A 22,981-nucleotide genomic window follows, 5' to 3' on the forward strand; every position below is an offset into this window, starting at 1 on the left:
CCCGTGGTCCCGTGGTCCCGTGGTCCCGTGGTCCCGTGGTCCCGTGGTCCCGTGCCGTCCCGCCCGGCGGCTTCCCCTCCCGTCCCATGCCGTTCCGATACCGTGACCGCTTTTTCCTCCCCTGGAAGGAGACCGTTCCCTATGGCCTCAATGGACACCGACATTGACCTGACCGATGGCGGCCGGACGCTGCGTTTCCGGATCCGCCCCATGGGCGCCCGCAAACAGGAGCGCTGGCTTGCCCGCCTGGCTCTGGTTCTGGCCCGCGCCGGGCGCGCGATGCCGGCCGGCACCCCCGCGCTGCACCTGCCCGCGCATCTTTTTACGGCGGGGGGGCTGGCGTCCCTCTCGGACGTTCCCTTCGATCGCCTCGAGCCCCTGCTGGACGAGATGTGGGAGAACGTCTTTAGGGTGCTGGACAGCGGCGTGGCGGTCCAGTTGAAGCCCGAGACCATCGACGGGGTTGTGACCGATGTGCGCACGCTTCTGGCCCTGCGCCGCGAGGTTCTGCGGCTGAATTTCGGCCACCTTCTGGACGCCCTTCCGGTCGGGGAGGCGTCCTGAGGCCCACGGTTCCCCTCACCCTTTCGGAGGATCTGCATCCATGCCCCTGAAAACCACAGAACTGGCGCTTACGGAAGACAGCGGAGGGCGTACGCTCCGCTTCCGCATGACCCAGATGCCGGCGTCCCGGGCCGAGGATCTGGTGTGCCGCCTGGCCCACCTTCTCGTGCGCTCCGGAGCCGACCTGGAGGGCGCTCCGGGAAATCCGGCCAGCCCCTTCGCGATCGTGGGTTACCTGTGTACGGCCCGGGGCGTTGCCGCACTGTCCGGGATCGACTACGACGACCTGCGCCCGATCCTTGATGCCATGTGGGAGGGCGTGGAGATCGCCGGGGACGACGGGGGCTGGACCCCCCTCACGCCCGACCTTGTCGACAGCCGCATCGCCGAGGTGACCACCCTGTTTCGGTTGCGCCGGGAGGTTCTGGCCCTCAACTTCGGTTTTTTTGGCGACGCCGTCCGCTGGATCTCCCGCCGCTCTCCGGCGTGGAGCCGCGCGTAAACCGGCAGCGGACGGCCGTCTGCGCCAATGTGGGCCCGGTGACGGCGGTGCTCGTGACGCACCGTCTGGCCACCCTTGAGGCCCTGGGGTCCGCCCTCTCTTTGGAGGATGCCCTGAACCTTTACGAAATCCTGATCGTCACCACGCACAACGCTGCCCTCGCCCGCCAGGAGGCCCGTCGCCATGCAGGACGCTGACAACGCCCGTGAGATCTCCCGCCCGTCGGTCGCACACACCAGGGACCAGGGCGCGGGGATCGAGCCCCGTTTTGAAACTCTTGATGCTGCTCTTGGCTCCCTCGAGGACACGTTCCGCCTCCATGCCGAGGCCCTTGCCCAGGCGGCGAGGGGTCTGGCTGTGGATGCGGGCGCGCTGGAGTCTGTGTTTGTGTTTGATGACGATCTGGTGAGCCGGATTCAGGCCCGGATCGAGGAGGCCTTTCTGCCCACGCAGGCGTTTGCTGACAGGATCCGGAGCCGTATGGGAGTGTCCCGGGAAGAGGGGTCGGAGCGGGCGGGCGGTCCGGTCCAGACGATTAAGTCGGAGCGTTCAGCGGTGGTTTCCGCGGGTGTCGGCACTTCGTTGAATGCCGGAAGTTCTGGGGTTCATGCGTCCGCCGTACTTTCGAAAACCATGACTTCTTCGGAAACAGTCGATTCGGAAACCCTGTTTTATTATGAAAGACTTGTAGACCGTCTGGTGAAAGCCGGGTTTGGAATCGAGGCTGTCGATGAGGTCCTGGGGGTGGATGGGATTCTGGGGGAAGGAGGGATTTCACCAGACCAGCGCGGGAAGGTTCTGTCCAGGATCATTCAGCTCAGTATTCTCGGTAAAACGGGCGAACTCTCATCGTTTGAGGGAGGACGCTACAAATTTTTGGCACAAGAGGGCAGGAAGTGGAGCCCTCTCCAGACGGTTGAAAATCTCTCCAGGGTCTACCGTACCGCAGGATCGGAGCCTTCCAGACAGCGCGATATTGAACACCTTATCGGCACAGATTCGGATGATGCCCGGTACTTGCTTGAGACAATGGTCCCAAAATCTCGCAGAGACGCTGCCGCCATTGGGCGGGGTATGGTCGATGGAGGTGTAAAGAAGGAGCTCAGGGACAGATATCAGCGCAATCGCCGGTCGTGTTCCGTAACACGAAGCAGCGACTATGACCCGGATCTGGTCGCCTCCGTTGCAACTGCTGCCTTCGAATATGAAAACTTGAGAATTGGTAAATTCAATCTTATCACAAAAGATGATCTGCAATATTATTTAGAAGGGTGGAGCCCCGATGAATTGCGGGGACTTCTGGAGAGTCTTGCTGAAGCCACGGAGGCTGCAAAAGCAAGGGGACCCCACAACAGGTGGCGTGGTCAAACCAAGCCCCACGCAGCAAAAATGAAACCGTTGTCGACTCTTATGAGGACCAATGGATTGGGGGCATGCTCTCCCTACTCGGGTCCGGAAGAATCACGTCCTTCCGGCGGCGTCCTGGAGACTCCGGAGCCCGCGTCCGCCCCGGAAAACGGGGACGGGGCTATTGTGCCCAAAGGGGAGGAGAGCGGCTTTCTGGTGCCTGGCGGGCCTGGTCCGGACCATCGGGCGCCGGGTGCCCTGCCCGCAGCGGCTTTGCCGCTCTACGCTCTCAGCCTCCCGGGGACGGAGCGCTGGAGCTGCCCCACTGAGAGGTCGGCGGGATCGGAAATGCACGCTCACACCACCGATGTGGTGATCAACGTTACGGTCAACACACCGGATGCCGCTGACGGGCGCCGGATTGGCCGGGATATCGCCGAAACCCTGAAAAGTGACTACACCCATCTTCTGGATGTCAGCAACACCCCGTTGCGGATAGCCTAGGAGACGCGCGCGTCTCTTCAGGTTCCGCTCAGCGGTCAGGGGGACAGGCAGGGGTTTTTCCGGTTTTCTGACCGGAGTGTGAGGTAGTCCTGACGGGTGCCGCACAGCTTTGCGATTTCCCCCTCATATTGGAGCTCCCCCGGTCCATAATACATCAGTGAGGCCTCAAAAACCGCAGCCTGCCCTTTTCCATCGGGAGGATGCCCTGTTACGGGCACATTCAGCATGCTTGTTGTGTAGAGTCGAATAATGGCCGAATCGTCCTCGAAGTCTTTCAGGATGACATAGGGATGCTGTGTGTCCGTTTTCAGTTTTTCTTCAATAATAACGGCCGAAAGAACAAGGGGCAGTGAAAAGATAAGGTTGTTTCGTGTCGGGGGCGTCGGGTTCATGAGCTCGGCCAGCTCGCTCACCCGGAATGGGCCGAAGCCCGGCGGGCGGAACTGGCAGGCGGGCGGGGTGCACCGCACCGAAGGGTAAAGGGCGGCCGAACGGATGCTGCCTCTGCGAGCCGGCACCCCCTGGTCATCGCCGCCAAGGGTGACCGAAAGGAAGTAATAATTGTGTGCTCCTGTTCCGCCCAAATTCCGGAACAGCAGGTTGGGTGTTTTGCACTTCGCGAAGCCGTTTGCCGCAAGCCTGTCATGCACCAGGGGGATGACGGGCCAGTTTTCCGGTTCGGGAAGCAGGGAGAAGTCTCCGAATTTCCCGTTCACAACGGCCATGAGGTGGGTATCCGTTTCGAGCACCACCTCAATCCAGAAGGGAAAGTCAGGCGTGTCATCAATGATAAATCCGTCGGGCGGCACCTCCCGGTCCGTTTTGCACCGCTCCCCGGGCGGCTTCCGGGGCGGGGACGTGTCGGCCCACGCAAGGTGGCCCGCAATCGGGGCCGACACCAGTGCCGTCGCGAGAACGAGCCCTTTGAAACTGCGCCACATGGTGGGATCCTTTCTCCGCAGCCTGAGAGGGGTCAGGGGGGCAGGCAGGGGTTTTTCCGGTTTTCTGACCGGAGTGTGAGGTAGTCCTGACGGGTGCCGCACGTCTTTACAATCTCACCTTCGTAGTAGTATTCCCCTTTGGAAATAATCCCTAGTGAGGCTTTCACAATCGCAGCCTGTCCATTTCCATCCATATGTTGTTCTGTTACGGGTACGTGCAGCATGTCTGTGAGGTATAAAATGACAGTTGCTGAATTGTCCTCGAAGTCTTTCAGCATGACATGGGGATGGCATGTGTCCGTTTTCAGTTCTTGGTGAAGAATAACAGACGAAAGTACAAAGGGCAGTGCCCAGAGAGTGGGTTTTTGGTTAGCGGTCGTCGTGCGCAAGATCTCGGCCAATTCGCTTACCCGGACAGGGCCGAAGCCCGGCGGGCGGAACTGGCAGGCGGGCGGGGTGCAGCGTAGAAAAGGAGAAAGGGTGGCCGATCGGATGCTGCCTCTGTGAGCCGGCTCCCCGTAGTCATCGCCGTCGAGGATAACTGAAAGAAAGAATGAATTTTGGCTCGATACTCCATCCCAATTATGAAAAAGCAGGTTGAGCGTCTTGCATCTCGCGAAGCCGTTTGCCGCAAGCCTGTCATGCACCAGGGGGATGATGGGCCAGTTTTCCGGTTCGGGAAGCATCGAGAGCTCTCCGAATTTCCCGCTCACAAGGGCCATGACCTGGGTATCCGTTTCATGCACCACGTTGATCATGAACGGGAAGTTTTCTGTGTGGCGAATGAAGAATCCGCCGGGCGGCACCTCCCGGTCCGTTTGGCACCGCTCCCCCGGCGGCTTCCGGGGCGGGGCCGTGTCGGTCTGCGCACGATGGCCTGCAATCAGGGCCGATACCAGCGCCGTCGCAAGAACGAGCGCTGTAAAACTGCGCCACATGGTCGGATCCTCTCTCGGGGAGCGGGCCCATGGGCCCCGCAATCGGGGCGGCCGGTTTCAACTGAAACCAATCTGCCGAATACAACATTAGATTAAATGTAAAAAATTCCAAGTCAACGACCTGGGGCTGTGCGGTCTGGCTTTCACGGGCGTCCCGTGTCCGCGCCCCGCTGGCGTCCCGGCCCTGTGCGTTCTTTTGGCGCCGGAGGGGTCTGCTCCGGGTTCCGGCGAGCCCCCCGATTCCACTCAGTTCCCCCCCCCCCCAGTTCCCCCCGTTACCCCTGCGAATCCGGGTCTTCGTTTTCGCCACCGGCCCGTTCGGGCGCCGGGGGCGTCGGCCTGACCCGGAGGCACTCCGTCCCCTGACTGAAAGGACCGAGATGGTGAGTTCTGCAAGACATCCGTTCATTATCAACACATTCCATGGCCCCGAGACCCCCGAGCACGCCCTTGGCGGTGAGGCGGCGGTGGCCGGGGCCCCGGTGGCCGGGGAGCCCGGGCGCGGAGCGGTGGAGATCACCCTGGCCGCAGTCCCCTCCCAGCAGTTTCATGTTCTCCTGGGGGGGCAGCATTGCCGCGTCCGCCTGTATCTGGCGGGCGAGACCCTGTATCTGGATCTGGACGTGGCCGAGACCCGGATTGCCAGCGGCAACCCCTGTCTGCACGGGGTGGGGCTTCCGCGGCGGCGCACCCACCTGTTCCAGGGGCGGCTGGTCTTCATCGACACGCTGGAGGGCGCGTGCGCTCCCCCGCGCCCCGAGGGGCTGGGCCACAGGTGGCGGCTCTACTGGATCCCGCCCGCTGACGGTGAGGGGCTGTCGTCCCCGGCCGCGTTCCGTTCCCTTCAGGGGCTGGCGCGGGGAGGGCGGGCATGAGCGCGCACGGGGAGCACGGCACCAGCTTCACCCGCAAGGTGATCGAGACGCGCATCACCCTGATGGAGGGGGCATTCGGGGCGGCCACCCCGCCGATGGTCCTGCGGTCGTTCGGGACATCGGCCACGGTGACGCGGCCCGGCCTTCCGGACAAGGAAAGTGCCTCGGTCACGATTTCGGGCCTGTCCTATGAGACCATGGCCCGGCTCACCACTCTGGGGTTCCTGCCTGGCGAGCCCTACCGCAACCGGATTGCCCTTCTTGCGGGGCAGGAGGGGGCGCCCCTCTCGTCCATCTTCATGGGGGAGATTGTCCGGTCCTGGGCCGACTTCAACACGGCGCCCGATCCGGTCCTGCGCATCGAGGCCCTGTCGGGCTTTTTCCCGTCCCTGATCGCCGAGGAACCCCTGTCCCGGGAGGGCTCCGTTTCCCTTGCGGACCTTCTGGGAGAAATTGCCGCCCGGATTGGCTACAGCTTTGAAAATCATGGCTCCACCGCGCTGTTGCGCAATCCGGTCCTGAACGGCTCCCCCCTCGAGAAGGCCATGGAGGCGGCGGCCCAGGTGGGGGAGACCCTCCTTGTGGAGGACGACCGGATGATCGTGCTGCCCGCAGGCCGGGCCCGCCGGGGCGCGCCGGTTGCTCTGGACGCGCGCAGCGGCCTTGTGGGCTATCCGACCTTCACCAGCGAGGGCGTGTCGTTCCGCTGCCTGTTCAATCCGAACCTCGCTCATGCGGGGCTGGTTCAGCTCAAGAGTATCGTGCCCCGCGCCAGCGGGCTGTGGCAGATCACGCGCCTGACCCACCGGCTGGAGACATCCGGCCCGGGCTCGGGCGCCTGGTTTTCTGAGGTGGAGGCGTGCTATGCCCCGGGAGAACACCATGTCGAGACCCCTTAAGGTTCGTGGAGCCGCGCCCCTGACGGCGACCGGCAGTCCGACCAACGCTCTCAGCTTCATGATGGAGGCGCTGGTGAAGCGGAAGGTCAACACCGCCCTGCCGGTCCGGGTGGACGCGGTGGAGCCGGGAGGCCGGGGGCCCGTGGGCTATGTGTCCGTCACGCCGCTGGTCAGCCAGGCCGACGCGTACGCCAACGCGCTGGAGCCCAAAACCATCCATCACGTCCCCTATGCCCGGGTGCAGGGCGGCGCGTGCGCCCTGATTGTGGATCCCCAGCCCGGGGATATCGGGATTGCCGTTTTCGCCAAGCGGGACATCTCGGTGCTGAGGACCGGAGCTGAACGCCCGGTCCAGGCGGGATCCTTCCGCATGTTCAGCGAGGCGGACGCCATGTACATCGGCGGCATTGTGAACCGGGCTCCCACCGTCTGGGTCGAGATGACGGGCGAGGGCGAGGTCACCGTCCGTGGCCCGGCCCGGGTGCGCCTGGAGACTGGCGGGGACGGGGCAGATGGGGGCGAAGGCGGCAGCGGGGGCAAGAGGGGTGAGCCGGATATCTGGATGGAGATGACCGCCTCCGGCGCGGTGACGGTTCACACGCCGAAGACGGTCCGGCTGTCTGCGGGGGAGGGGGTGGTGCTGGACACCCCGGTGGTCCGCATCGCGGGCGAGATCATTCAGACCGGTGCGCGGGGCTCCGGGGCCACATTCCGGGGTGGGGTGAAGAACACGGGCGGGCGCCTGTCCAGCAACGGGGTGACCCTCGAGACCCACGTTCACCCCGGGTGCAAGGGGGGCTCCACCGGGACACCGGCGGGATAGGCTGTGCGGTAAGGGCTGGGGCGGGGTGCGGTGTGGCTTGCGCCTTTCGGCCCGCATGAGGCTGTGCCGATCCGCGTGCCGGTTGGCATGTCGGTGGCGGGCGGATTGCATTCGGGGGGGGGGCGGGCACGTGCGGAGGGCGCGCGGGGAGGATGCAGAGCCGGGTCGAAAGAGTCGGCCAGAGCCTGACACCGTCACGATGGGGCAGAATCGGAAAAGCCGGGATCGCAGGTGCCTGCGGTCCCGGCTTTTTTTGTTGTGTCACGTCCGGTTTGTTCCGGACCGGATGGGTTCGGTCCCCTTTGGTCCGGTCCGGATGGGATCGGGGCCGGGTCCGTCAGGTGTCCTGCGGTCCGTCCGCCGGGGCTCCGGGCCGGATCCGGCGGAAGATCATGTAGGCAGGGGCGCGCCCCGCCTCCAGGGCCTTCTGCTCGTAGCGGGTCCGAACCCAGTCCGCAGGGGGTGTGCGCCAGTCTGCGGGACCGCGGGCCTCCCAGCGGAAGGACGGGTGCACGGTGGCGTGCATCAGGGTCCAGCGGACATACCCCGGGTCATCCGACGCCACGCGGAGCTCCCCGCCCTCCACCAGAAGGCGGGCGAACTCGTCCAGCCTGTGGGGCTGGATCATGCGCCGCTTGGCGTGGCGGGTCTTGGGCCAGGGGTCGGGGAACAGGACAAACAGACGCTCCAGGCAGCCGTCCGGGAGCCGCTCCAGCAGGGGGCGGACGTCCTCGGGCCAGAGCCGGATATTGGTGACGCCGTGCTCCTCGATGGCGGACAGGGCCTTGCCGACGCCGTATTCAAAGACCTCGGCGCCGATGAACCCCACGTCCGGGCGGGTGCGGGCCTGGGTGACCAGGTGCTCTCCGCCCCCGAAGCCGATTTCCAGCCAGAGGGCCTTTTTCGGGGTGTCGAAAAAGGTCGAGGGATCAAGCGGGGCCTCACCGTCCGGGAGCGCGAGCTCGGGCAGGCGCGTTTCGTACAAATGCCGACGGGCGGCACGAAGGGGTTTCCCTTTGCGCCGCCCGTAGAAACGCGTGTCTTCCGTGGCCTCAGGCACCGAAGGCAGACTTCAGCGAGGGGACCAGGTCGGTCTTTTCCCACGAGAACCCGCCGTCCGCCTCGGGCGCGCGGCCGAAGTGGCCGTAAGCCGCCGTGCGGGCGTAGATCGGGCGGGCGAGCTGAAGGTGCTCGCGGATGCCCCGCGGGCTGAGGTCCATGACTTCCATCAGGACGTTGGCGAGATGGGTCTCGTCCACCTTGCCGGTTCCGGAGGTGTCCACGTAGATCGACAGGGGCTTGGACACGCCGATAGCGTAGGACAGCTGGATCACGCACTTTTCCGCAAGGCCGGCGGCCACCACGTTCTTCGCGAGGTAGCGGGCGGCGTAGGCGGCCGAGCGGTCAACCTTGGTGGGATCCTTGCCGGAGAACGCGCCGCCGCCGTGGGGGGCTGCACCGCCGTAGGTGTCCACGATGATCTTGCGGCCCGTCAGGCCGGTGTCGCCGTCGGGTCCGCCGATGACAAAGCGTCCGGTCGGGTTCACGTAGAACTCGGCTTCCGGGCACATCCAGCCTTCGGGGAGGGCCTTCAGGACGTGGGGGCGCACCTTCTCGCGGATTTCCTCCTGGGAGACGCCCTCGGCATGCTGGGTCGAGACCACGATGGAGGTGGCGCCGACGGGGCGGCCGTTCACGTAGCGCAGGGTCACCTGGGACTTGGAGTCCGGTCCGAAGGCGCTCTCGCCGGCGTGGCGGGCGTCGGCCATGGACTTCAGGATCGCGTGGGAGAAGGCCAGCGGAGCGGGCATGAGGTGCTCGGTTTCCGTGCAGGCGTAGCCGAACATGATGCCCTGGTCACCGGCGCCCTCGTCCTTTTCCGCGCCGGCGTCAACGCCCATGGCGATGTCGGCGGACTGGGCGTGCACCCGGGAAATCACCTGGGCGTCCTTCCAGGAGAAGCCTTCCTGGTCGTATCCGATGTCCTTGATGGCGTCGCGGGCAATCTGCTCGAGGCGTTCGTGGGTCAGGCTCTCCGGGCCCCGGACCTCACCGGCCAGAACCACAAAGTTGGTCGTCGCCAGAGTTTCGAGGGCCACGCGCGAAAGCGGGTCGCCAGCCAGAAACGCATCGACGATCGCATCGGAGATACGGTCGCAAACCTTGTCGGGGTGACCTTCGGAAACGGACTCGCTTGTAAACAGATAATCGGACTGGGACACGACGTCCTCCTCAAACCCAGATGTATCGACGGTGCGGAACGCTTGCGCGTCCCGCAGTTTTCAGCAGCGTCTTTTTTGCACGCCAGCGGTGGCGGCGCAAGACGAAACACTTGTTACGCTTACCGCGGCTTTTCGCGATAGAAACGGGTAATTTGCCTGTAAAAGTCGCAAGGAGCTTCGGTGTCGCCGGCCTCGAATTTGGTGTGGGTCTCCTTGCGGAGGCGCTCCACCTCATTTTGTGCGGCGGCAATATCCGTATCCGACGGCTTTGCTTCCGTGATCCACTGCCGGTGCTCGACAATGGCCATGGCGGACAGCTGTGTGGCCGAGCGGGCATCGCAATCGGTCTGGGCCGCCGCGGGAACCGCTGTCACGCTCACGGCCAGGGCAAGGGCACAGGGGAAAAGACGCATGGGCGGATCCTCTGCTGAAAGGGCTTTTCCAGGGCGCTCCCGGCCCGTCCATGGGGCTGGCCGCAGATCGCGGGGGGGAACGCTAGCACATTGGAAACGCGAAGGCCAAAAAAAGACTCGACGTTCGGATGCTGAATTTTCCGTCAGGTTTTCTCTTGCCTGATGAGGGCCCCTGAAGCACTCTTGGAAAGAGTAAAATGTAGGAAGGGAGGCCTCCGGACGATGGTAGCGCGGGTTATGACGACCGCGTTTCATGGAATCGACACGCAACCGGTCGAGGTTCAGGTGTCCATGAGCTCGGGGCTTCCCTGTTTCACGATCGTCGGTTTGCCGGACAAGGCGGTGGCCGAGAGCCGTGAGCGCATCCGCAGCGCCCTCGAGAGCATGGGGCTGGCCCTTCCCGCCCGGCGCCTGACCGTGAACCTGGCGCCCGCCGACGTCCTGAAAGAGGGGTCGCACTTCGACCTTCCCATTGCCCTGGGGGTTCTCGCGGTCATGGGCGTGGTGGAGCCCGACCTGACCGAGCGCTATCTGGCCCTGGGAGAGCTGGGGCTGGACGGGACGCTGGCCCCCGTATCCGGTGTGCTCGCGGCCGCTCTGGCCGCTGTGGCCCTGGAGCGGGGCCTGATCTGTCCGGCGGGGCAGGGGGGCGAGGCCGCCTGGGCGGGGCCCAACGAGATCCTGGCCACCCCCGGTCTGCGGGAGCTTCTGGCCCATTTCCGGGGGACGCTGGTGCTGGGGCCTCCCGAGCCCGAGGTGGCCCGGGAGGGTGCGCCTCTGGCGGATCTCGCGGATGTGCGCGGTCAGGAGAGCGCGCGGCGGGCGCTGGAGGTGGCGGCGGCCGGCGGACACAATCTTCTTATGGCCGGTCCTCCGGGTGCCGGGAAATCCATGCTCGCCCGTCGGCTTCCGGGGATCCTTCCCCCTCTGGATCCGCGGGAGGCGCTGGAGACGAGCCTGATCCACTCGGTGGCCGGATTGCTCGAGGAGGGGCGGCTTCTTCGGGCCCGGCCGTTTCGTGCGCCCCATCACAGCGCCACCATGGCCGCACTGGTGGGGGGCGGGGCGAGGGCCCGGCCCGGCGAGATCAGTCTTGCCCACCACGGCGTCCTGTTTTTGGACGAGCTTCCCGAGTTCCAGCGCTCGGTGCTGGAGGCCCTGCGCCAGCCGCTGGAAACCGCAACCGTTGTGGTCGCCCGGGCGCGCCTGTCCGTGACCTATCCCGCCCGGTTCCAGCTTGTGGCGGCCATGAACCCCTGCCGGTGCGGCTATCTGGAGGATCCGGACCGGGCCTGCTCCCGGGCTCCGCGCTGCGCCGAGGAGTATCAGGGGCGCCTGTCCGGCCCCCTTCTGGACCGGATCGACATGCATGTCGAGGTTCCCGCCGTCAACCCGCTGGACCTGAAGCGCCTTGCGCCCGGGGAGCCCAGTGCCGCCGTCCGGGACCGGGTCGCCCGCGCCCGTGCGGTTCAGGCGGCCCGCCTTTCGGGGGAGCCCTTTTCCACCAACGACGGTCTGGATGGCGATGCCCTGCTGCGGTTTGCCACCCCGGATGACGCGGGGCAGCGGCTTCTGAACCGGGCGACCGAGGAGTTCCGCCTGTCCGCCCGGACCTACCACCGGGTGCTGCGGGTCGCGCGGACCATTGCGGATCTGGAAGGGGAGGCTTGCGTGTGTGCGCCCCACATCGCCGAGGCGCTGTCCTACCGGGCGCGCCCGGTACCCCGGTATACGTGATATCCGGGAAGGCGCAGCCGTTGATATCCGGGAGGCGGAGCCGTTGATACAGGGAAGGCGGAGCCGCCGGCCGGGTGGCCGGGGCTCCGTCACGGTTCGGGGCTCCCGGCTCAGACCGGCAGGCTTGCGGTCGTCTGGCTGCCCATGTCCACAAGGGTCTCGACCAGCTTCCACAGAAGCCGGGTCGCCACCGCCAGCAGGAACACGGCAAAGATCCGTCGCAGCGTCTTCACCGGCATGCGGTGGGCCGTGCGGGCTCCGAGGGGAGCCAGAAGGAAGCTGGTGAACGAAATTCCCGCAAAGGCGATCAGGTGGATATAGCCGAACATGAACGGCGGCAGGTTCGGCTCGTTCCAGCCCCCGATCAGGTAGCCGATGGTTCCTCCCAGCGCGATGGGGAAGCCCCCCGCCGCCGCGGTTCCGATGGCCGTGTGCAGGGGCACCGAACAGAACGTCAGGAAGGGAACCGTAAGCGCGCCGCCCGCAACGCCCACCCACGAGGACACGGCTCCGATCCCGCCCCCCATGAGCGCTGTGCCCACCGGTCCCGGCAGGGGGCGCTCGGCCTTGGGCTTGAGGAAGTTGAATAGCATGTTGGAGCCGACAAAAAACAGAAACAGCACAATAAAGGTCTGAAGGAAAAGGGACGGCGCATAGCTGGCGACACCGGCGCCAAGAAGGGTGCCAAAGAACATGCCGGGGGCAAGGGACTTCAGAATATCAAGGCGCACGGCGCCCTTGCGGTAATGGGTGATCGAGCTGGACAGGGACGTCACAACAATCGAGGCAAGGGACGTGGCAATGGCCACCGTGTAGATGTGTTCCGGGGGGACACCCTGGCTCGGCAGAAGCGTGATCAGCAGAGCCACAATAAAAACACCGCCTCCGATTCCCAGCAGACCGCCGAGAAATCCGGCCAGGGCTCCGCAGGCCAGATAGAGTGCAAGCGGTAAAAGAAAACTCCCGTCCATTATTTTTTCTCCACTCGAGGGGGGGATCCGGTTTCCGGATCGTAAAGCCGGCACTCCCCGATCCGGACGGTCATCCGGTCTCCGGGGGTCGGCTGGCCGGCAGGGTCCGCCCCGCCGATCGTGGCTTCGAGGCTGGCGCCGGTGGCCTCCAGGACCAGGTCCAGGTGGAGGCTCTCAAGGCGTCGTCTCACTTGGGTCACGCGCGCAACGGGCCCGCTGGCCGGGGCTCCGGTCTCGCGCACCGGCTCGAGAAGAACCTCCGCCGGTCGTACAAAAAGGCGGGCCGGGCCATCCGGGCGCGCGGCGCCCTCAAGAAGGGGGGCCTCCAGCCCGTCATGAAAAACCCGCCCGCCCGAAACCTGCACATCGAGGGCGTTGGTCTCGCCCAGGAAGCCGTAGACAAATCCGGTGGCGGGCCTGAGGAAAATTTCCTCCGGGGTTCCGATCTGCTCGATCTGCCCGTCGCGCATGACCACGACCCGGTCGGCCAGCTCCAGGGCCTCCTCCTGGTCGTGGGTCACAAAAAGGGTCGTGTGCCCGGTGCGGTCGTGGAGATCGCGCAGCCACCGGCGCAACTCCCGGCGGACCTTGGCGTCCAGGGCGCCGAAGGGCTCGTCCAGGAACAGGGCCGCCGGATCAATGGCCAGGGCGCGGGCGAGGGCCACTCTCTGGCGCTGGCCGCCGGACAGCTGTCCGGGGAAGCGGTTCCCAAGCCCGCCCAGCTGGACCAGGTCCAGAAGCTCCATGGCCCGCGCGTGACGCTCCGCCCGGGAGGGGCGCTGGAACAGGGGCCGGGCTTCCAGTCCGAAGGCCACGTTCTTCCAGACCCGCATGTGCCGGAACAGGGCGTAGTGCTGGAAGACAAAGCCCACGCCGCGTTTTTGGACCGGGACGCCGGCCACGTCCCGCCCGTTGAACAGGATGCGCCCCCGCTCCGGGTAGTCGAGCCCCGCGATCACCCGCAGCAGCGTCGTCTTTCCCGAACCCGAGGGGCCAAGGAGAGCCAGAAGCTCCCCGTCCTCCACGCACAGGTTCACTCCGCGCAGGGCCGGGTAGTCGCTGAAGCTCTTGTGCAGGTCCTCGACTTCGATGCGCATGGCGGTTTCCTAGCGGGTGGCCCGGCGGCCGGCGAGATCGGCTCCGTAGCGCCATTCCAGAAGGGTGCGGAGCGCCAGGGTCACCAGCGCCAGAAGCGCCAGAAGCGACGCCACGCCGAAGGCGGCCACTCCGTTGAACTCGTTGTAAAGGGCCTCGATGATCAGGGGCATGGTCATGGTTTCCTCCCGGATCCGCCCGGACACGACCGCAACCGCCCCGAATTCCCCCATAGCGCGTGCATTGCACAAAAGGACGCCGTACACAAGAGCCCAGCGGACGTTGGGGACGGTCACGCTCCAGAACGTTTTCCAGCCGCTGGCCCCCAGGGACAGGGCGGCCTCCTCGTCGGCGGTTCCCTGCTCCTGCATCAGGGGGATCAGCTCCCGGGCCACAAAGGGCACCGTGACGAACATGGTGGCCAGGACGATGCCCGGCACCGCCCAGATGATCTGGATATCGTGCGCCTGGAGCGTGGGCCACAGCAGGCCCGGCGCCCCGTACAGCAGCACATACATCAGTCCCGCAATCACCGGCGATACGGAGAACGGCAGGTCGATCAGGGTCAGGAACAGGCTCTTGCCGCGGAACTCGAACTTGGCGGCTGCCCAGGCGGCGGCGAGCCCGAACACCACGTTCACCGGCACCGCAATGGCCGCCACAAGGAGCGTGAGCCGGATGGCGGCCAGGGCCTCGGGTTCGGTGACCGAGGCCCGGAACACGTCGAACCCCCGGGAGAACGCCTCGGAGAAGACCACGAAGAGCGGCAGAAGCAGGAGCCCCGCCAGGAAGAACAGGGTCATCCCGATCAGCACCCGGCGGGTGAGCGCGCCCTCGGATGTGGGGGGGCGCCAGCCTCTCGGGGGAGGCCTGGAGACACGGTGCGCCATCATGCGGGCCTCACGGGTGACCGAGACGCTTGCGCGTCCACGCCTGGAGAAGGTTGATCGCGAGCATCATGGCAAAGGCCATCACCAGCATCACCACAGCCAGGGCGGTGGCGGCCGGGTAGTCCGGCTGCTCCAGATGGGTCACGATCAGAAGGGGGGCGATTTCCGTCTGGAACGGGCGGTTCCCGGCGATGAAGATCACCGAGCCGTACTCTCCCAGCGCCCGGGCGAAGGCGAGCGCAAAGCCCGTCAGCATGGCGGGCAGCAGCACGGGCAGGATCACCCGGGTGAAAACCCGCAGGCGACCGGCGCCCAGAGTGGCGGCGGCTTCCTCCTGCTCCCGGTCCAGATCCTCCAGGACGGGCTGCACGGTGCGCACCACAAAGGGCAGGCCGATAAACACAAGGGCCACCACAATTCCCGGCCAGGCGTAGGCGATCTTCAGCTCTCCGCCCGGGAACAGGCTCCCCAGGGTGCTGCCCGAGGCAAACAGGGAGCCCGGGAATCCGCTCGGCGCGTACAGAGTCGCCAGCGCCAGCCCCGCCACCGCCGTGGGCAGGGCGAAGGGCAGGTCCACCATGGCGTCCAGAAAGCGGCGTCCGGGGAAGGGGTAGCGGACCAGCACCCAGGCGGTGGTCGTCCCGGCGACGGTGTTCACGAACGCGGCGCACAGAGAGGTTCCGAACGACACCTTCAGGGCCGCCAGGGTCCGCGGCGCCGTGGCCAGGTCCCAGATGCCCGACAGGCCCAGCCCGGAGGCCTTCAGGAACACGGCCGCCAGCGGAACCAGCACCAGAAACCCGAGGTACGACAGGGACAGCCCCAGGGTCAGGCCGAAGCCCGGAAGCACACGAAACCGTTTCCCAGCCGAAAAAAGGTGTGCCATGGGTCAGCGGGGCCCCGGTTCGTAAATGCGGTCGAAAACGCCCCCGGTTGCGAAGTGCTCTTTCTGGGCCCGGGGCCAGCCGCCGAACACGGGATCCGCGATGGTGACCAGCTCCAGGTCCCGGAACCGGGCGCGGTCCTCGGGGGCGGCGAACTCCATGTGCCGGGGGCGGTAGCCGTGGCGTGCGGCCAGGGCCTGGCCCTCGGGGGAATACAGAAACTCCAGGTAGGCGCGGGCCAGGGCCCCGGTGCCCCTTGCCTGTGCGTTGGCCTCGACCACGGCTACCGGCGGCTCGGCCAGGATGCTCAGGTCCGGCACCACGATCTCGAACTGCCCGCGGCCCAGCTCGTTCAGGGCAAGGAAGGCCTCGTTCTCCCAGGTCAGGAGCACGTCGCCGATGCCCTGGCGGGTGAAGGTGGTCGTGGCGCCGCGAGCGCCCGACGCCAGGACAGGGACGTTGCGAAACAGGGCCCTCATGTAGTCGAGAACGGCTTCCGGGGTGTCCGGGTGGGCCCTCGAGGCCCAGGCCCAGGCGGCCAGGTAGCTCCAGCGCGCGGCTCCCGAGGTCTTGGGATTCGGGGTGATGACCTCGAGTCCCTCCCGGGCCAGGTCGCCCCAGGAGCGGATGCCCTTCGGGTTCCCGGAGCGGACCAGAAAGACAATGGTCGAGGTGTAGGGCGCCGAGTTGTCCGGCAGCAGGGACTGCCAGGTTTCGGGCAGCAGCCCGGCATGGGTGGCGATGGTGTCGATATCGGCGGCCAGGGCCAGGGTGACCACATCGGCCTTCAGGCCCTCGATCACGGCGCGGGCCTGGGCGCCCGAGCCCCCGTGGGACTGGCGGATTGTCACTTTCTGCCCGGTTTTCTGGCTCCAGGCGGCGGCAAAGGCCGCGTTGATCTGGCGGTAGAACTCCCGGGTCGGGTCGTAGGAGACGTTGAGAAGGGTCTGCTCCGGAGCCGCCGCCCGGGCCGGTGACGGGGCCAGCGCCAAGGCTGCCGTCAGCGCCACTGCCAGCGCGACTGTCAGCGCCCGTGTGAACGCCGGTGCGGCCGACCACAGCAGCGGGGCCCTTCCGGGCCGCAGCGCGCGCAAATGAGGCATGGTCGATCTCTCCCTGTCCAGGACTCCCGGTTCCGGGACGGGGCGCCGCGCTCCCGTCTGTGCGGGGGTCGCCGGTGATGTCAGGGGGGTGTTCCGTGTCCTGCCCGTCCGGAAATCCATAAGACCAGAGATGGGCTGGATCATGCAAGCCCCCGCAACAGCCGGTAGGGCTGCAGGGGCATTTTCCCGGTCCGGGCCGGAAAAGAAAACGGGGTCTCAAGGTTTAGCCTTGAGACCCCGATGGTGGGCGCGACTGGGATTGAACCAGTGACCCCTACGATGTCAACGTAGTGCTCTCCCGCTGAGCTACGCGCCCGGTCGAGGCGGTTTTTAGCCCCTGACGCGGTCGGGTGCAAGGCCTTTTTTTCGTTTTCGTCTTTTTTTTCAAAACCGCCGGAAAAAGGGGGAAAACGGGCGGCTCCGAAACCGGGTGGAGGGGGCGGGGTGGGGGTGAGGTGTGTTGGTTCTGGCACTCTAGGGGTGCGGGGTGGGTGTCCTATGGATTATGGTTGCCGGAGTGGTGTTCGGGTGCCGGGTTCACTGGAGTTTCGTGCAGCGTTTCCCGGCGGGGAGCGTCCGGATACTGGGCAGAGGGTGCAGGGGGAACCATGGCGGACATTCCGGAAAAGATCATAGGGCACTGGTGCAACATCGAGCAGTACCGGATGCTCCAGCGGTGCTCGGCCAGGCAAGATATGACGGAGTGGAACGAGTGGCGCCGCGCCAATCCGAACGAGGAGGTGCGGCTCCAGGGGGCAAAATTTACAGGGTTTTTCATGAAGGAAGCGAATTTCGACAGTGCCTATTGTGAGGGGGCATATTTTTACAACACAGTTTTAGAGGATGCCTGTTTTAATTTTTCTAATATAGAATATGCTAAATTTACTTTTTGTTCGTTATTTAAATCTGGATTTAAATGGTCAGAATGTGATTATTCCGTTTTCTTTTCATGCAATTTAAGGTTTATTAATTTACATAACGCATCATGCAGTTTTGTTGAATTTTATGTGTCCGATTGCCGGGATTCGGTTTTTAGAGGCACCCGTTGCGAAACGGCAGCTTTTAAGAAGTCGATGCTGCAGGGTGCTGATTTTTCGACTGCGTGGTTGAGCCATGAGACACGTATGTTCAAGTGCGCAGTCGATGAGCGGACGAATTTTTCGAACACATCGTTGGTGTCTGTGAATGTTGAGCCCGGGATCCGGGCGTTTCTGGAGCGCAATATCCGCCGGCTCTCCTGGATCGAGTGGTATGGAGATACATGGCAACGGAAACTGACCACGTCACCCGTGCGCCTGTTCTGGTGGCTGTCGGATTACGGGTATTCAACAAGGCGTGTGCTCGGGGTTTTTGCCCTGCTGATCGTTACGTTTGCCGGGCTGTACACCCTGTTCCCCGAGTGGCTGATGATTGGCAGCAAGCCGCTGCCCACGGATCGGGTTGACTGGCTCTTTCACTTTAGCAGGCTGTTCGGCGGGGCCGGGTTCGATCTGGAGGTCGCCAATTTCTGGCAGATGCTGTCCTTCGCAGCGTCCACCATGGTCACGCTGGGTTTCAGCAACATCAATGTGGCCGTCAGTCCTGAGGGGGAGCCCAGCGGCTGGGGCATGGCAGTGGTCTCTCTGAACCTGATGGCAGGCTACTTCATGCTGGCCATCCTCGTAACTCGCCTGGCCATTCTGTTCCAGACCTTGGGGCCAGTCACGAAGCCATCGCGGATGGGTGCGGGGGTCGATAAACAACGGAACCCTGACCGGCGGTGAATCGCGGGCGGCCGGGAGGTCTGCCGCTCCCGGGCACCCGCTTGCTGTCTTCCGCGCCCTGTCCGGCACGGGCCGGCCTTTGTGCAGGCGTGCCCATCCCCGACGGTCAGGAATTTTCCGCCCCTCCCTTGACAAACGCTTCAACGAACGTTGTATTATTGAAGTGACGAAAAAGCCGAAGCCCCCGCTCCCCTGCGGTGCTCTTCCCCGCAACGGACGGCGGCGCGTTTTTTCCTGTCCCCCATGCGTTTGGCCCGGAGAGGCCTCCGGTGCTCTGGTCCATCACCGTGATGAGGGGACATCCTCTGTCCTCCGGCCTGCAACGCCGCGTTCCTTCCGGCGTGCACCCTGGCGGGCAACAGGATTGGCAGGCCCCGCGCCCGGCCGTGTGTTCCGGCATCCGGCAGCCGGGTGGGGCGGAATCCCTCGCGGGTGTCAGGCGCCCGCGCGCTGTGCTGAACTGGACATTCCGATGACCCGGACGATTTCCCCAACCCCATCCGCCGTGACGGATCCTCCCGCCCGCCTGTCGTTTCTGGACCGCTTTCTCACGGTCTGGATTTTCGCGGCCATGGCGCTGGGCGTCACGCTGGGCACGGTTTTTCATGGCCTGCCCGATGCGCTCAATTCCTTTTCCGTTGGCACGACCAACATTCCCATCGCCATCGGCCTGATTTTGATGATGTACCCTCCGCTGGCCCGGGTGCGCTACGAGACCCTCCCCGAGGTGTTCGCCGACCGGCGGGTTCTGGCGCTCTCTTTGGTGCAGAACTGGATTGTGGGGCCGGTGCTGATGTTCGGCCTTGCTGTTTTGTTCCTGAGGGACCAGCCGGAGTACATGACGGGCCTGATTCTGATCGGTCTTGCCCGCTGCATCGCCATGGTCCTGGTCTGGAACCAGCTGGCGCGGGGCGACAACCAGTATGTGGCGGGGCTTGTGGCCCTGAACTCGCTCTTCCAGATCCTGTTCTTCTCGACCTACGCCTGGTTTTTCCTTTCGGTCCTGCCGCCGGTGTTCGGGCTGCACGGCCAGGTGATTGACGTGGGCTTCTGGACGATTACGGAAGCGGTTCTGATCTACCTGGGAATTCCGTTTCTGGCGGGCTTCCTGACCCGCAGGATCCTGATCCGCCGCAAGGGCGAGGTCTGGTACGAGACGGCGTTCCTGCCGCGGATCAGCCGGATCACGCTTGTGGCGCTCCTGTTCACCATCGTGGCCATGTTCAGCCTCAAGGGCGCCGACGTGGTTCGCCTGCCCCTGGACGCGCTGAGGATCGCGGTCCCTCTTGCCCTGTATTTTGTCATCCAGTTTTTTGTCAGCTTTTTTCTGGGGCGGCTTGGCGGAGTTGACTGTCCGCGCACCACGGCCATCGCGTTCACCGCCGCGGGGAACAATTTCGAGCTGGCCATTGCTGTGGCCGTGGCCTCGTTCGGGCTGGCCTCGCCGGTTGCCTTCACGACGGTGATCGGGCCCCTGGTCGAGGTGCCGGTCCTGGTCTTGCTGGTGAGTGTTGCCCTGCGGCTGGCCCGCAGGTGGCCGCCCGCGGGAACCGGGTTTCTTTCCGCGGCCTCCCGGAAAGGGGGATCCGGAAACGGGTGACGCACCCGCCCGGCTGGCCCCCGGGTGTCGGAGCGTCAGGCCCGGGCCCGTCGTGATGCCCGGGTGCGCCCCGTCCTGTGCCGCAGGGGGCCGGGCGAAAGAAAAGGGGGCGCTGTCTGGCGCCCCCCCACTTTATTGGGTGCAGGTGTTTGGTTGCCCTAGGGCAGGAACGGCTGGCCCGGACGGGCCGCCTCGCTGCTGGGGCCCGTGTCCAGTCCCGGGTTGGCCGGTGCGCCCGGGTAGCCCGCTGCCGGCGGCGTTCCGAAGCCGTCCATGTCGGGCGGCCTGCCCGGGCCTGTGGAGTCCACGTACCAGACATCGTCGCCCCGGGAGAGATCCAGTCCCCGGGTGGCCAGGATGGCCCGCAAGCGGTCCGGATCGCCGCCGAACCGCAGGCTCATCTGGGCCTGGTTGCGGGAGACGGCCTGGAGGGTCATCTCCGAGACCCCGGGCAGCCCCTGGAGGCGCTTGCGGATGCTGACCCAGTCGTTGAGCGTGTCGAACCGGGCTATCACGGTCAGGGGGGCGCCCGCCCAGGGGGCGGTGTCACCGGCCTGGTCCCAGGCGCCGGGCTGTCCCGTGGCCGGATCAACGGTCCCGTAGCCGCCCTGGGCGCCCTCGGGTCCGCTTCTCATCCAGCCCGGGGGAAGGGTGGAGGGGTCCGCTCCCGCCTCGGCGGGATACGCTCCGGATCCGCCGGGCGCTCCCGCACCGGCACCGGCGCTGGCGCCCGTCCAGCTCCCGGCGCTGCCGGGGGAGCCGTAGCCGCCGTCCGCCGGGCGCCCCTGGGATTTCCAGCTGTCGTCGAGCTCGGAGCGAACGCGGCTGATCGCGTAGTCAAACGCGTCCGGGCGCGGGGGAACGGAAAACGGCGCAAGGCGCTCGAACACGCCCACGCCCATCGGAGTGACCTCAAGGCCGGTCTCGGGCGTGCCCTCGGCCAGGACCACCACCGCGTCCGGAGCCCCGTTGCGAAGCGCCAGTTCCCGCACCGCGTCCTGAGGCGCCGTGCGGGTGCGGACCGCATCGGCGGCCGTGCGGGCACTCAGAAGGTCCAGATCCTCCACGTCTCCCAGCGCCAGGACCACCGGCACCTGGCCTCCCGGCTGCGCGGTGCGTTTGGTCCACTCCTGGGCCCAGGGGTTCGTGTCCTCCCACAGGAGAACCGAGGAACTCCCCTGCGAGGGGCTGTAGACCGGGACCACAAGAACCGGCTCGGTCCTGGGGAGGGAGTAGGGGACGCCCGCCGCATTCAAGATGGTGTTCACCGTGGCGGTGTCGAAGCGCGCCGTCAGGGTCGCCATATAGCTGTTGGCCGTGGTGCGCTCGTCCGCGATGGAGAAGTCCCGGATCAGGGCACCGGCGCGGGCGGCGTCAATGCGGGGCAGGCGGGCATGGTCCTGCGGGGCCGTGAGGGACTCAAGAAGCGCCTGAAGCGCCTTCGCCTGTCCCTGGTCGAGGGCGGCCTGCCGGGCCCGGGCGGGGCTGTCGGACTTGGCCTCGATCGGTACGGGCGGCGAGGTGTAGACCCCGCTGCTCTGCGCGAGTGCCCCGCTCCCGGGCAGGAGCCCGGACAGGAGCAGCACCGCGAGCCCCGCAAAAAGGGCCGTCAGGCGGCAACGTGGTGAACTCAGCATCGGTCGTTTCCTGGCTTGCGTGAAAATCCCCCGCCAATCCGGACAGACGGGATTTTAAAAAAACGAGAGGTGCGCTATTGTCAGTCGGTAGAAGGAACAGGGTGGCGCCCTGCCAGCCGGTCCGGCACATCCCCTGAGGTTTACACCGTCACAAGTGAGGCTGTCATTTCTAATTCAGGTTATTTTTCCGGGTCGGGCTCCTCGGGTCTGACCTACAAGGACGCCGGTGTCGATATCGACAGCGGCAATGCGCTGGTTCAGGCCATCAAGCCCCTGACCGCAGCGACAGCCCGAAGCGGTGCCGATGCGTCCCTGGGGGGCTTTGGGGCCGTGTTCGATCTCAAGGCCGCGGGCTACCGCGACCCGCTTCTGGTCAGCTCCACCGACGGGGTGGGAACCAAGCTGAAAATCGCCCTCGAGTCGGGGATCCACGGTGGCGTGGGCGTGGACCTGGTGGCGATGTGTGTGAACGATCTGGTGGTTCAGGGAGCCGAGCCCCTGTTCTTCCTGGACTACTACGCGACCGGTCGCCTTGATGTGGCGACGGCCCGTTCGGTGGTCGAGGGCATTGCCCGGGGCTGCACCCTTGCCGGCTGCGCGCTGGTGGGCGGCGAGACCGCCGAGATGCCCGGCCTGTACGCCGAGGGTGACTATGACCTCGCGGGCTTTTCCGTTGGCGCGGTGGAGCGTGACGCGCTTCTGTCCGGCAGGCAGGTGAGCCCGGGGGACCGCATTCTGGGACTGGCCAGCTCCGGCGTGCACTCCAACGGGTTCTCCCTGGTGCGCAAGGTGGTCGAGCGCACGGGCCTCGCCTGGAGCGACCCGGCCCCGTTCGAGCCCGAAAAGACCCTGGCGGCCGCCCTGCTCGAGCCCACCCGCATCTATGTGCGCTCGTGCCTTGCCCTGCACCGGGCCGGACTGGCCCGCGCCTTCGCCCACATCACGGGCGGCGGTTTCTGGGAGAACATCCCGCGTGTCCTTCCGGACACCTGCTCCGCGCACATTACGGCCCCCTCCTGGCCGATGCCCCCGGTGTTCCGCTGGCTGGCGCAGGAAGGCGGAATTGCCGCGACCGAAATGCTCCGCACCTTCAACTGCGGGGCCGGCATGATTGTTGTTGTTCCTGAGGATCGGGTTGCCGAGGCCCGGAGCCTGCTCGAAAACGAGGGCGAGACCGTTTTCGATCTGGGTCACATCGCGCCGAGGGAGGCCGGCGACGAGCCGGTTGTCGTCGACGCGCTCGGCACTCTGTTCGTTTAGGAAAAAAAAGGAA

Annotated in this window: 22 protein-coding genes and 1 tRNA gene; 11 read left to right on the plus strand and 12 right to left on the minus strand. The window is 65.7% G+C overall.

Annotated features, from left to right (window positions below; all coding sequences use genetic code 11):
- Positions 1-141 precede the first annotated feature (141 nt).
- From IHV25_RS07230 to IHV25_RS07245, 4 genes are read left to right on the plus strand one after another with little or no spacing between them, the layout of a single operon-like run.
- Positions 142-564, plus strand: a complete 423-nt coding sequence (locus IHV25_RS07230; RefSeq protein ID WP_192534454.1) for a hypothetical protein — start codon at positions 142-144, stop codon at positions 562-564.
- 40 nt (positions 565-604) lie between these two features.
- The gene (locus tag IHV25_RS07235; RefSeq protein ID WP_192534455.1) at positions 605-1,066 is read left to right on the plus strand and encodes a phage tail assembly chaperone; all 462 of its coding nucleotides are present in this window, start codon (positions 605-607) and stop codon (positions 1,064-1,066) included.
- Between the two features lie 53 nt (positions 1,067-1,119).
- On the plus strand, positions 1,120-1,263 hold the full coding sequence (locus IHV25_RS07240; RefSeq protein WP_192534617.1) for a hypothetical protein: 144 nt from the start codon (positions 1,120-1,122) through the stop codon (positions 1,261-1,263).
- Positions 1,250-2,917: a hypothetical protein gene (locus tag IHV25_RS07245; RefSeq protein ID WP_192534456.1), complete on the plus strand. Its 1,668-nt coding sequence runs from the start codon at positions 1,250-1,252 to the stop codon at positions 2,915-2,917. The genes IHV25_RS07240 and IHV25_RS07245 overlap by 14 nt, the downstream gene beginning before the upstream one ends.
- Before the next feature lie 35 nt (positions 2,918-2,952).
- Here IHV25_RS07245 and IHV25_RS07250 read toward each other — a convergent pair whose 3' ends face one another.
- Together IHV25_RS07250 and IHV25_RS07255 are read right to left on the minus strand one after the other, a co-directional pair.
- Positions 2,953-3,726 carry a hypothetical protein gene (locus tag IHV25_RS07250; RefSeq protein ID WP_192534457.1) on the minus strand — a complete coding sequence of 258 codons (774 nt, stop codon included), beginning with the start codon at positions 3,724-3,726 and terminating at the stop codon, positions 2,953-2,955.
- A 164-nt stretch (positions 3,727-3,890) separates the two neighbouring features.
- Positions 3,891-4,796 carry a hypothetical protein gene (locus IHV25_RS07255; protein ID WP_192534458.1) on the minus strand — a complete coding sequence of 302 codons (906 nt, stop codon included), beginning with the start codon at positions 4,794-4,796 and terminating at the stop codon, positions 3,891-3,893.
- Between the two features lie 380 nt (positions 4,797-5,176).
- Here IHV25_RS07255 and IHV25_RS07260 point away from each other — a divergent pair, with 380 nt between their 5' ends.
- The 3 genes from IHV25_RS07260 to IHV25_RS07270 are packed head-to-tail and all read left to right on the plus strand — an operon-like array spanning position 5,177 to position 7,393.
- A complete protein-coding gene (locus IHV25_RS07260) occupies positions 5,177-5,671 on the plus strand; it encodes a phage baseplate plug family protein (protein WP_192534459.1) in 495 nt (164 codons plus the stop codon).
- The gene (locus IHV25_RS07265) at positions 5,668-6,570 is read left to right on the plus strand and encodes a baseplate hub protein (protein ID WP_192534460.1); all 903 of its coding nucleotides are present in this window, start codon (positions 5,668-5,670) and stop codon (positions 6,568-6,570) included. Before IHV25_RS07260 ends, IHV25_RS07265 begins: the two co-directional genes overlap by 4 nt.
- Positions 6,554-7,393, plus strand: coding sequence for a hypothetical protein (locus IHV25_RS07270; RefSeq protein WP_192534461.1), 840 nt, complete (start codon positions 6,554-6,556; stop codon positions 7,391-7,393). The genes IHV25_RS07265 and IHV25_RS07270 overlap by 17 nt, the downstream gene beginning before the upstream one ends.
- Positions 7,394-7,730: 337 nt before the next feature.
- Here the strand turns inward: IHV25_RS07270 and trmB are convergent, their stop codons facing one another.
- The 3 genes from trmB to IHV25_RS07285 form a co-directional block, all read right to left on the minus strand.
- Entirely contained in the window at positions 7,731-8,453 is a 723-nt protein-coding gene (gene trmB, locus IHV25_RS07275; RefSeq protein ID WP_192534462.1) for a tRNA (guanosine(46)-N7)-methyltransferase TrmB, read from the minus strand.
- Positions 8,446-9,615, minus strand: a complete 1,170-nt coding sequence (gene metK, locus IHV25_RS07280) for a methionine adenosyltransferase (protein WP_192534463.1) — start codon at positions 9,613-9,615, stop codon at positions 8,446-8,448. The genes trmB and metK overlap by 8 nt, the downstream gene beginning before the upstream one ends.
- Positions 9,616-9,734: 119 nt before the next feature.
- Entirely contained in the window at positions 9,735-10,028 is a 294-nt protein-coding gene (locus IHV25_RS07285; protein ID WP_192534464.1) for a hypothetical protein, read from the minus strand.
- Between the two features lie 222 nt (positions 10,029-10,250).
- Here IHV25_RS07285 and IHV25_RS07290 point away from each other — a divergent pair, with 222 nt between their 5' ends.
- Positions 10,251-11,765: a YifB family Mg chelatase-like AAA ATPase gene (locus IHV25_RS07290; protein ID WP_192534465.1), complete on the plus strand. Its 1,515-nt coding sequence runs from the start codon at positions 10,251-10,253 to the stop codon at positions 11,763-11,765.
- 110 nt (positions 11,766-11,875) lie between these two features.
- Here IHV25_RS07290 and IHV25_RS07295 read toward each other — a convergent pair whose 3' ends face one another.
- The 6 genes from IHV25_RS07295 to IHV25_RS07320 all read right to left on the minus strand — a co-directional run bounded on the left by IHV25_RS07295 (position 11,876) and on the right by IHV25_RS07320 (position 17,024).
- Entirely contained in the window at positions 11,876-12,736 is an 861-nt protein-coding gene (locus IHV25_RS07295; RefSeq protein ID WP_192534466.1) for a sulfite exporter TauE/SafE family protein, read from the minus strand.
- Complete coding sequence (locus IHV25_RS07300) at positions 12,736-13,833, minus strand: sulfate/molybdate ABC transporter ATP-binding protein (protein WP_192534467.1); 1,098 nt, start codon at positions 13,831-13,833, stop codon at positions 12,736-12,738. The genes IHV25_RS07295 and IHV25_RS07300 overlap by 1 nt, the downstream gene beginning before the upstream one ends.
- A gap of 9 nt (positions 13,834-13,842) precedes the next feature.
- Positions 13,843-14,721: a sulfate ABC transporter permease subunit CysW gene (gene cysW, locus IHV25_RS07305; RefSeq protein ID WP_192534601.1), complete on the minus strand. Its 879-nt coding sequence runs from the start codon at positions 14,719-14,721 to the stop codon at positions 13,843-13,845.
- Positions 14,722-14,731: 10 nt separating this feature from the next.
- On the minus strand, positions 14,732-15,607 hold the full coding sequence (gene cysT, locus IHV25_RS07310; RefSeq protein WP_192534468.1) for a sulfate ABC transporter permease subunit CysT: 876 nt from the start codon (positions 15,605-15,607) through the stop codon (positions 14,732-14,734).
- A gap of 3 nt (positions 15,608-15,610) precedes the next feature.
- Positions 15,611-16,708, minus strand: a complete 1,098-nt coding sequence (locus IHV25_RS07315; protein WP_192534469.1) for a sulfate ABC transporter substrate-binding protein — start codon at positions 16,706-16,708, stop codon at positions 15,611-15,613.
- A 241-nt stretch (positions 16,709-16,949) separates the two neighbouring features.
- Positions 16,950-17,024 (minus strand) — tRNA-Val (locus IHV25_RS07320).
- Between the two features lie 292 nt (positions 17,025-17,316).
- Between IHV25_RS07320 and IHV25_RS07325 the strand changes: the two genes are divergently transcribed.
- Together IHV25_RS07325 and arsB are read left to right on the plus strand one after the other, a co-directional pair.
- The gene (locus IHV25_RS07325; protein WP_192534470.1) at positions 17,317-18,471 is read left to right on the plus strand and encodes a pentapeptide repeat-containing protein; all 1,155 of its coding nucleotides are present in this window, start codon (positions 17,317-17,319) and stop codon (positions 18,469-18,471) included.
- Positions 18,472-18,943: 472 nt separating this feature from the next.
- Positions 18,944-20,071: an ACR3 family arsenite efflux transporter gene (gene arsB, locus IHV25_RS07330; RefSeq protein ID WP_192534471.1), complete on the plus strand. Its 1,128-nt coding sequence runs from the start codon at positions 18,944-18,946 to the stop codon at positions 20,069-20,071.
- 158 nt (positions 20,072-20,229) lie between these two features.
- On the opposite strand, the gene IHV25_RS07335 is transcribed toward arsB, so the two are convergent.
- Positions 20,230-21,708 (minus strand): DUF2066 domain-containing protein, encoded by a 1,479-nt coding sequence (locus IHV25_RS07335; protein ID WP_192534472.1) that lies wholly within the window; start codon positions 21,706-21,708, stop codon positions 20,230-20,232.
- Positions 21,709-21,873: 165 nt separating this feature from the next.
- Here IHV25_RS07335 and purM point away from each other — a divergent pair, with 165 nt between their 5' ends.
- Positions 21,874-22,968: a phosphoribosylformylglycinamidine cyclo-ligase gene (gene purM, locus IHV25_RS07340; RefSeq protein ID WP_338048608.1), complete on the plus strand. Its 1,095-nt coding sequence runs from the start codon at positions 21,874-21,876 to the stop codon at positions 22,966-22,968.
- Positions 22,969-22,981: the final 13 nt, after the last annotated feature.

Origin of the sequence: Phaeovibrio sulfidiphilus, from assembly GCF_014861485.1 — a bacterium.
Lineage (GTDB): Bacteria > Pseudomonadota > Alphaproteobacteria > Rhodospirillales > Rhodospirillaceae > Phaeovibrio > Phaeovibrio sulfidiphilus.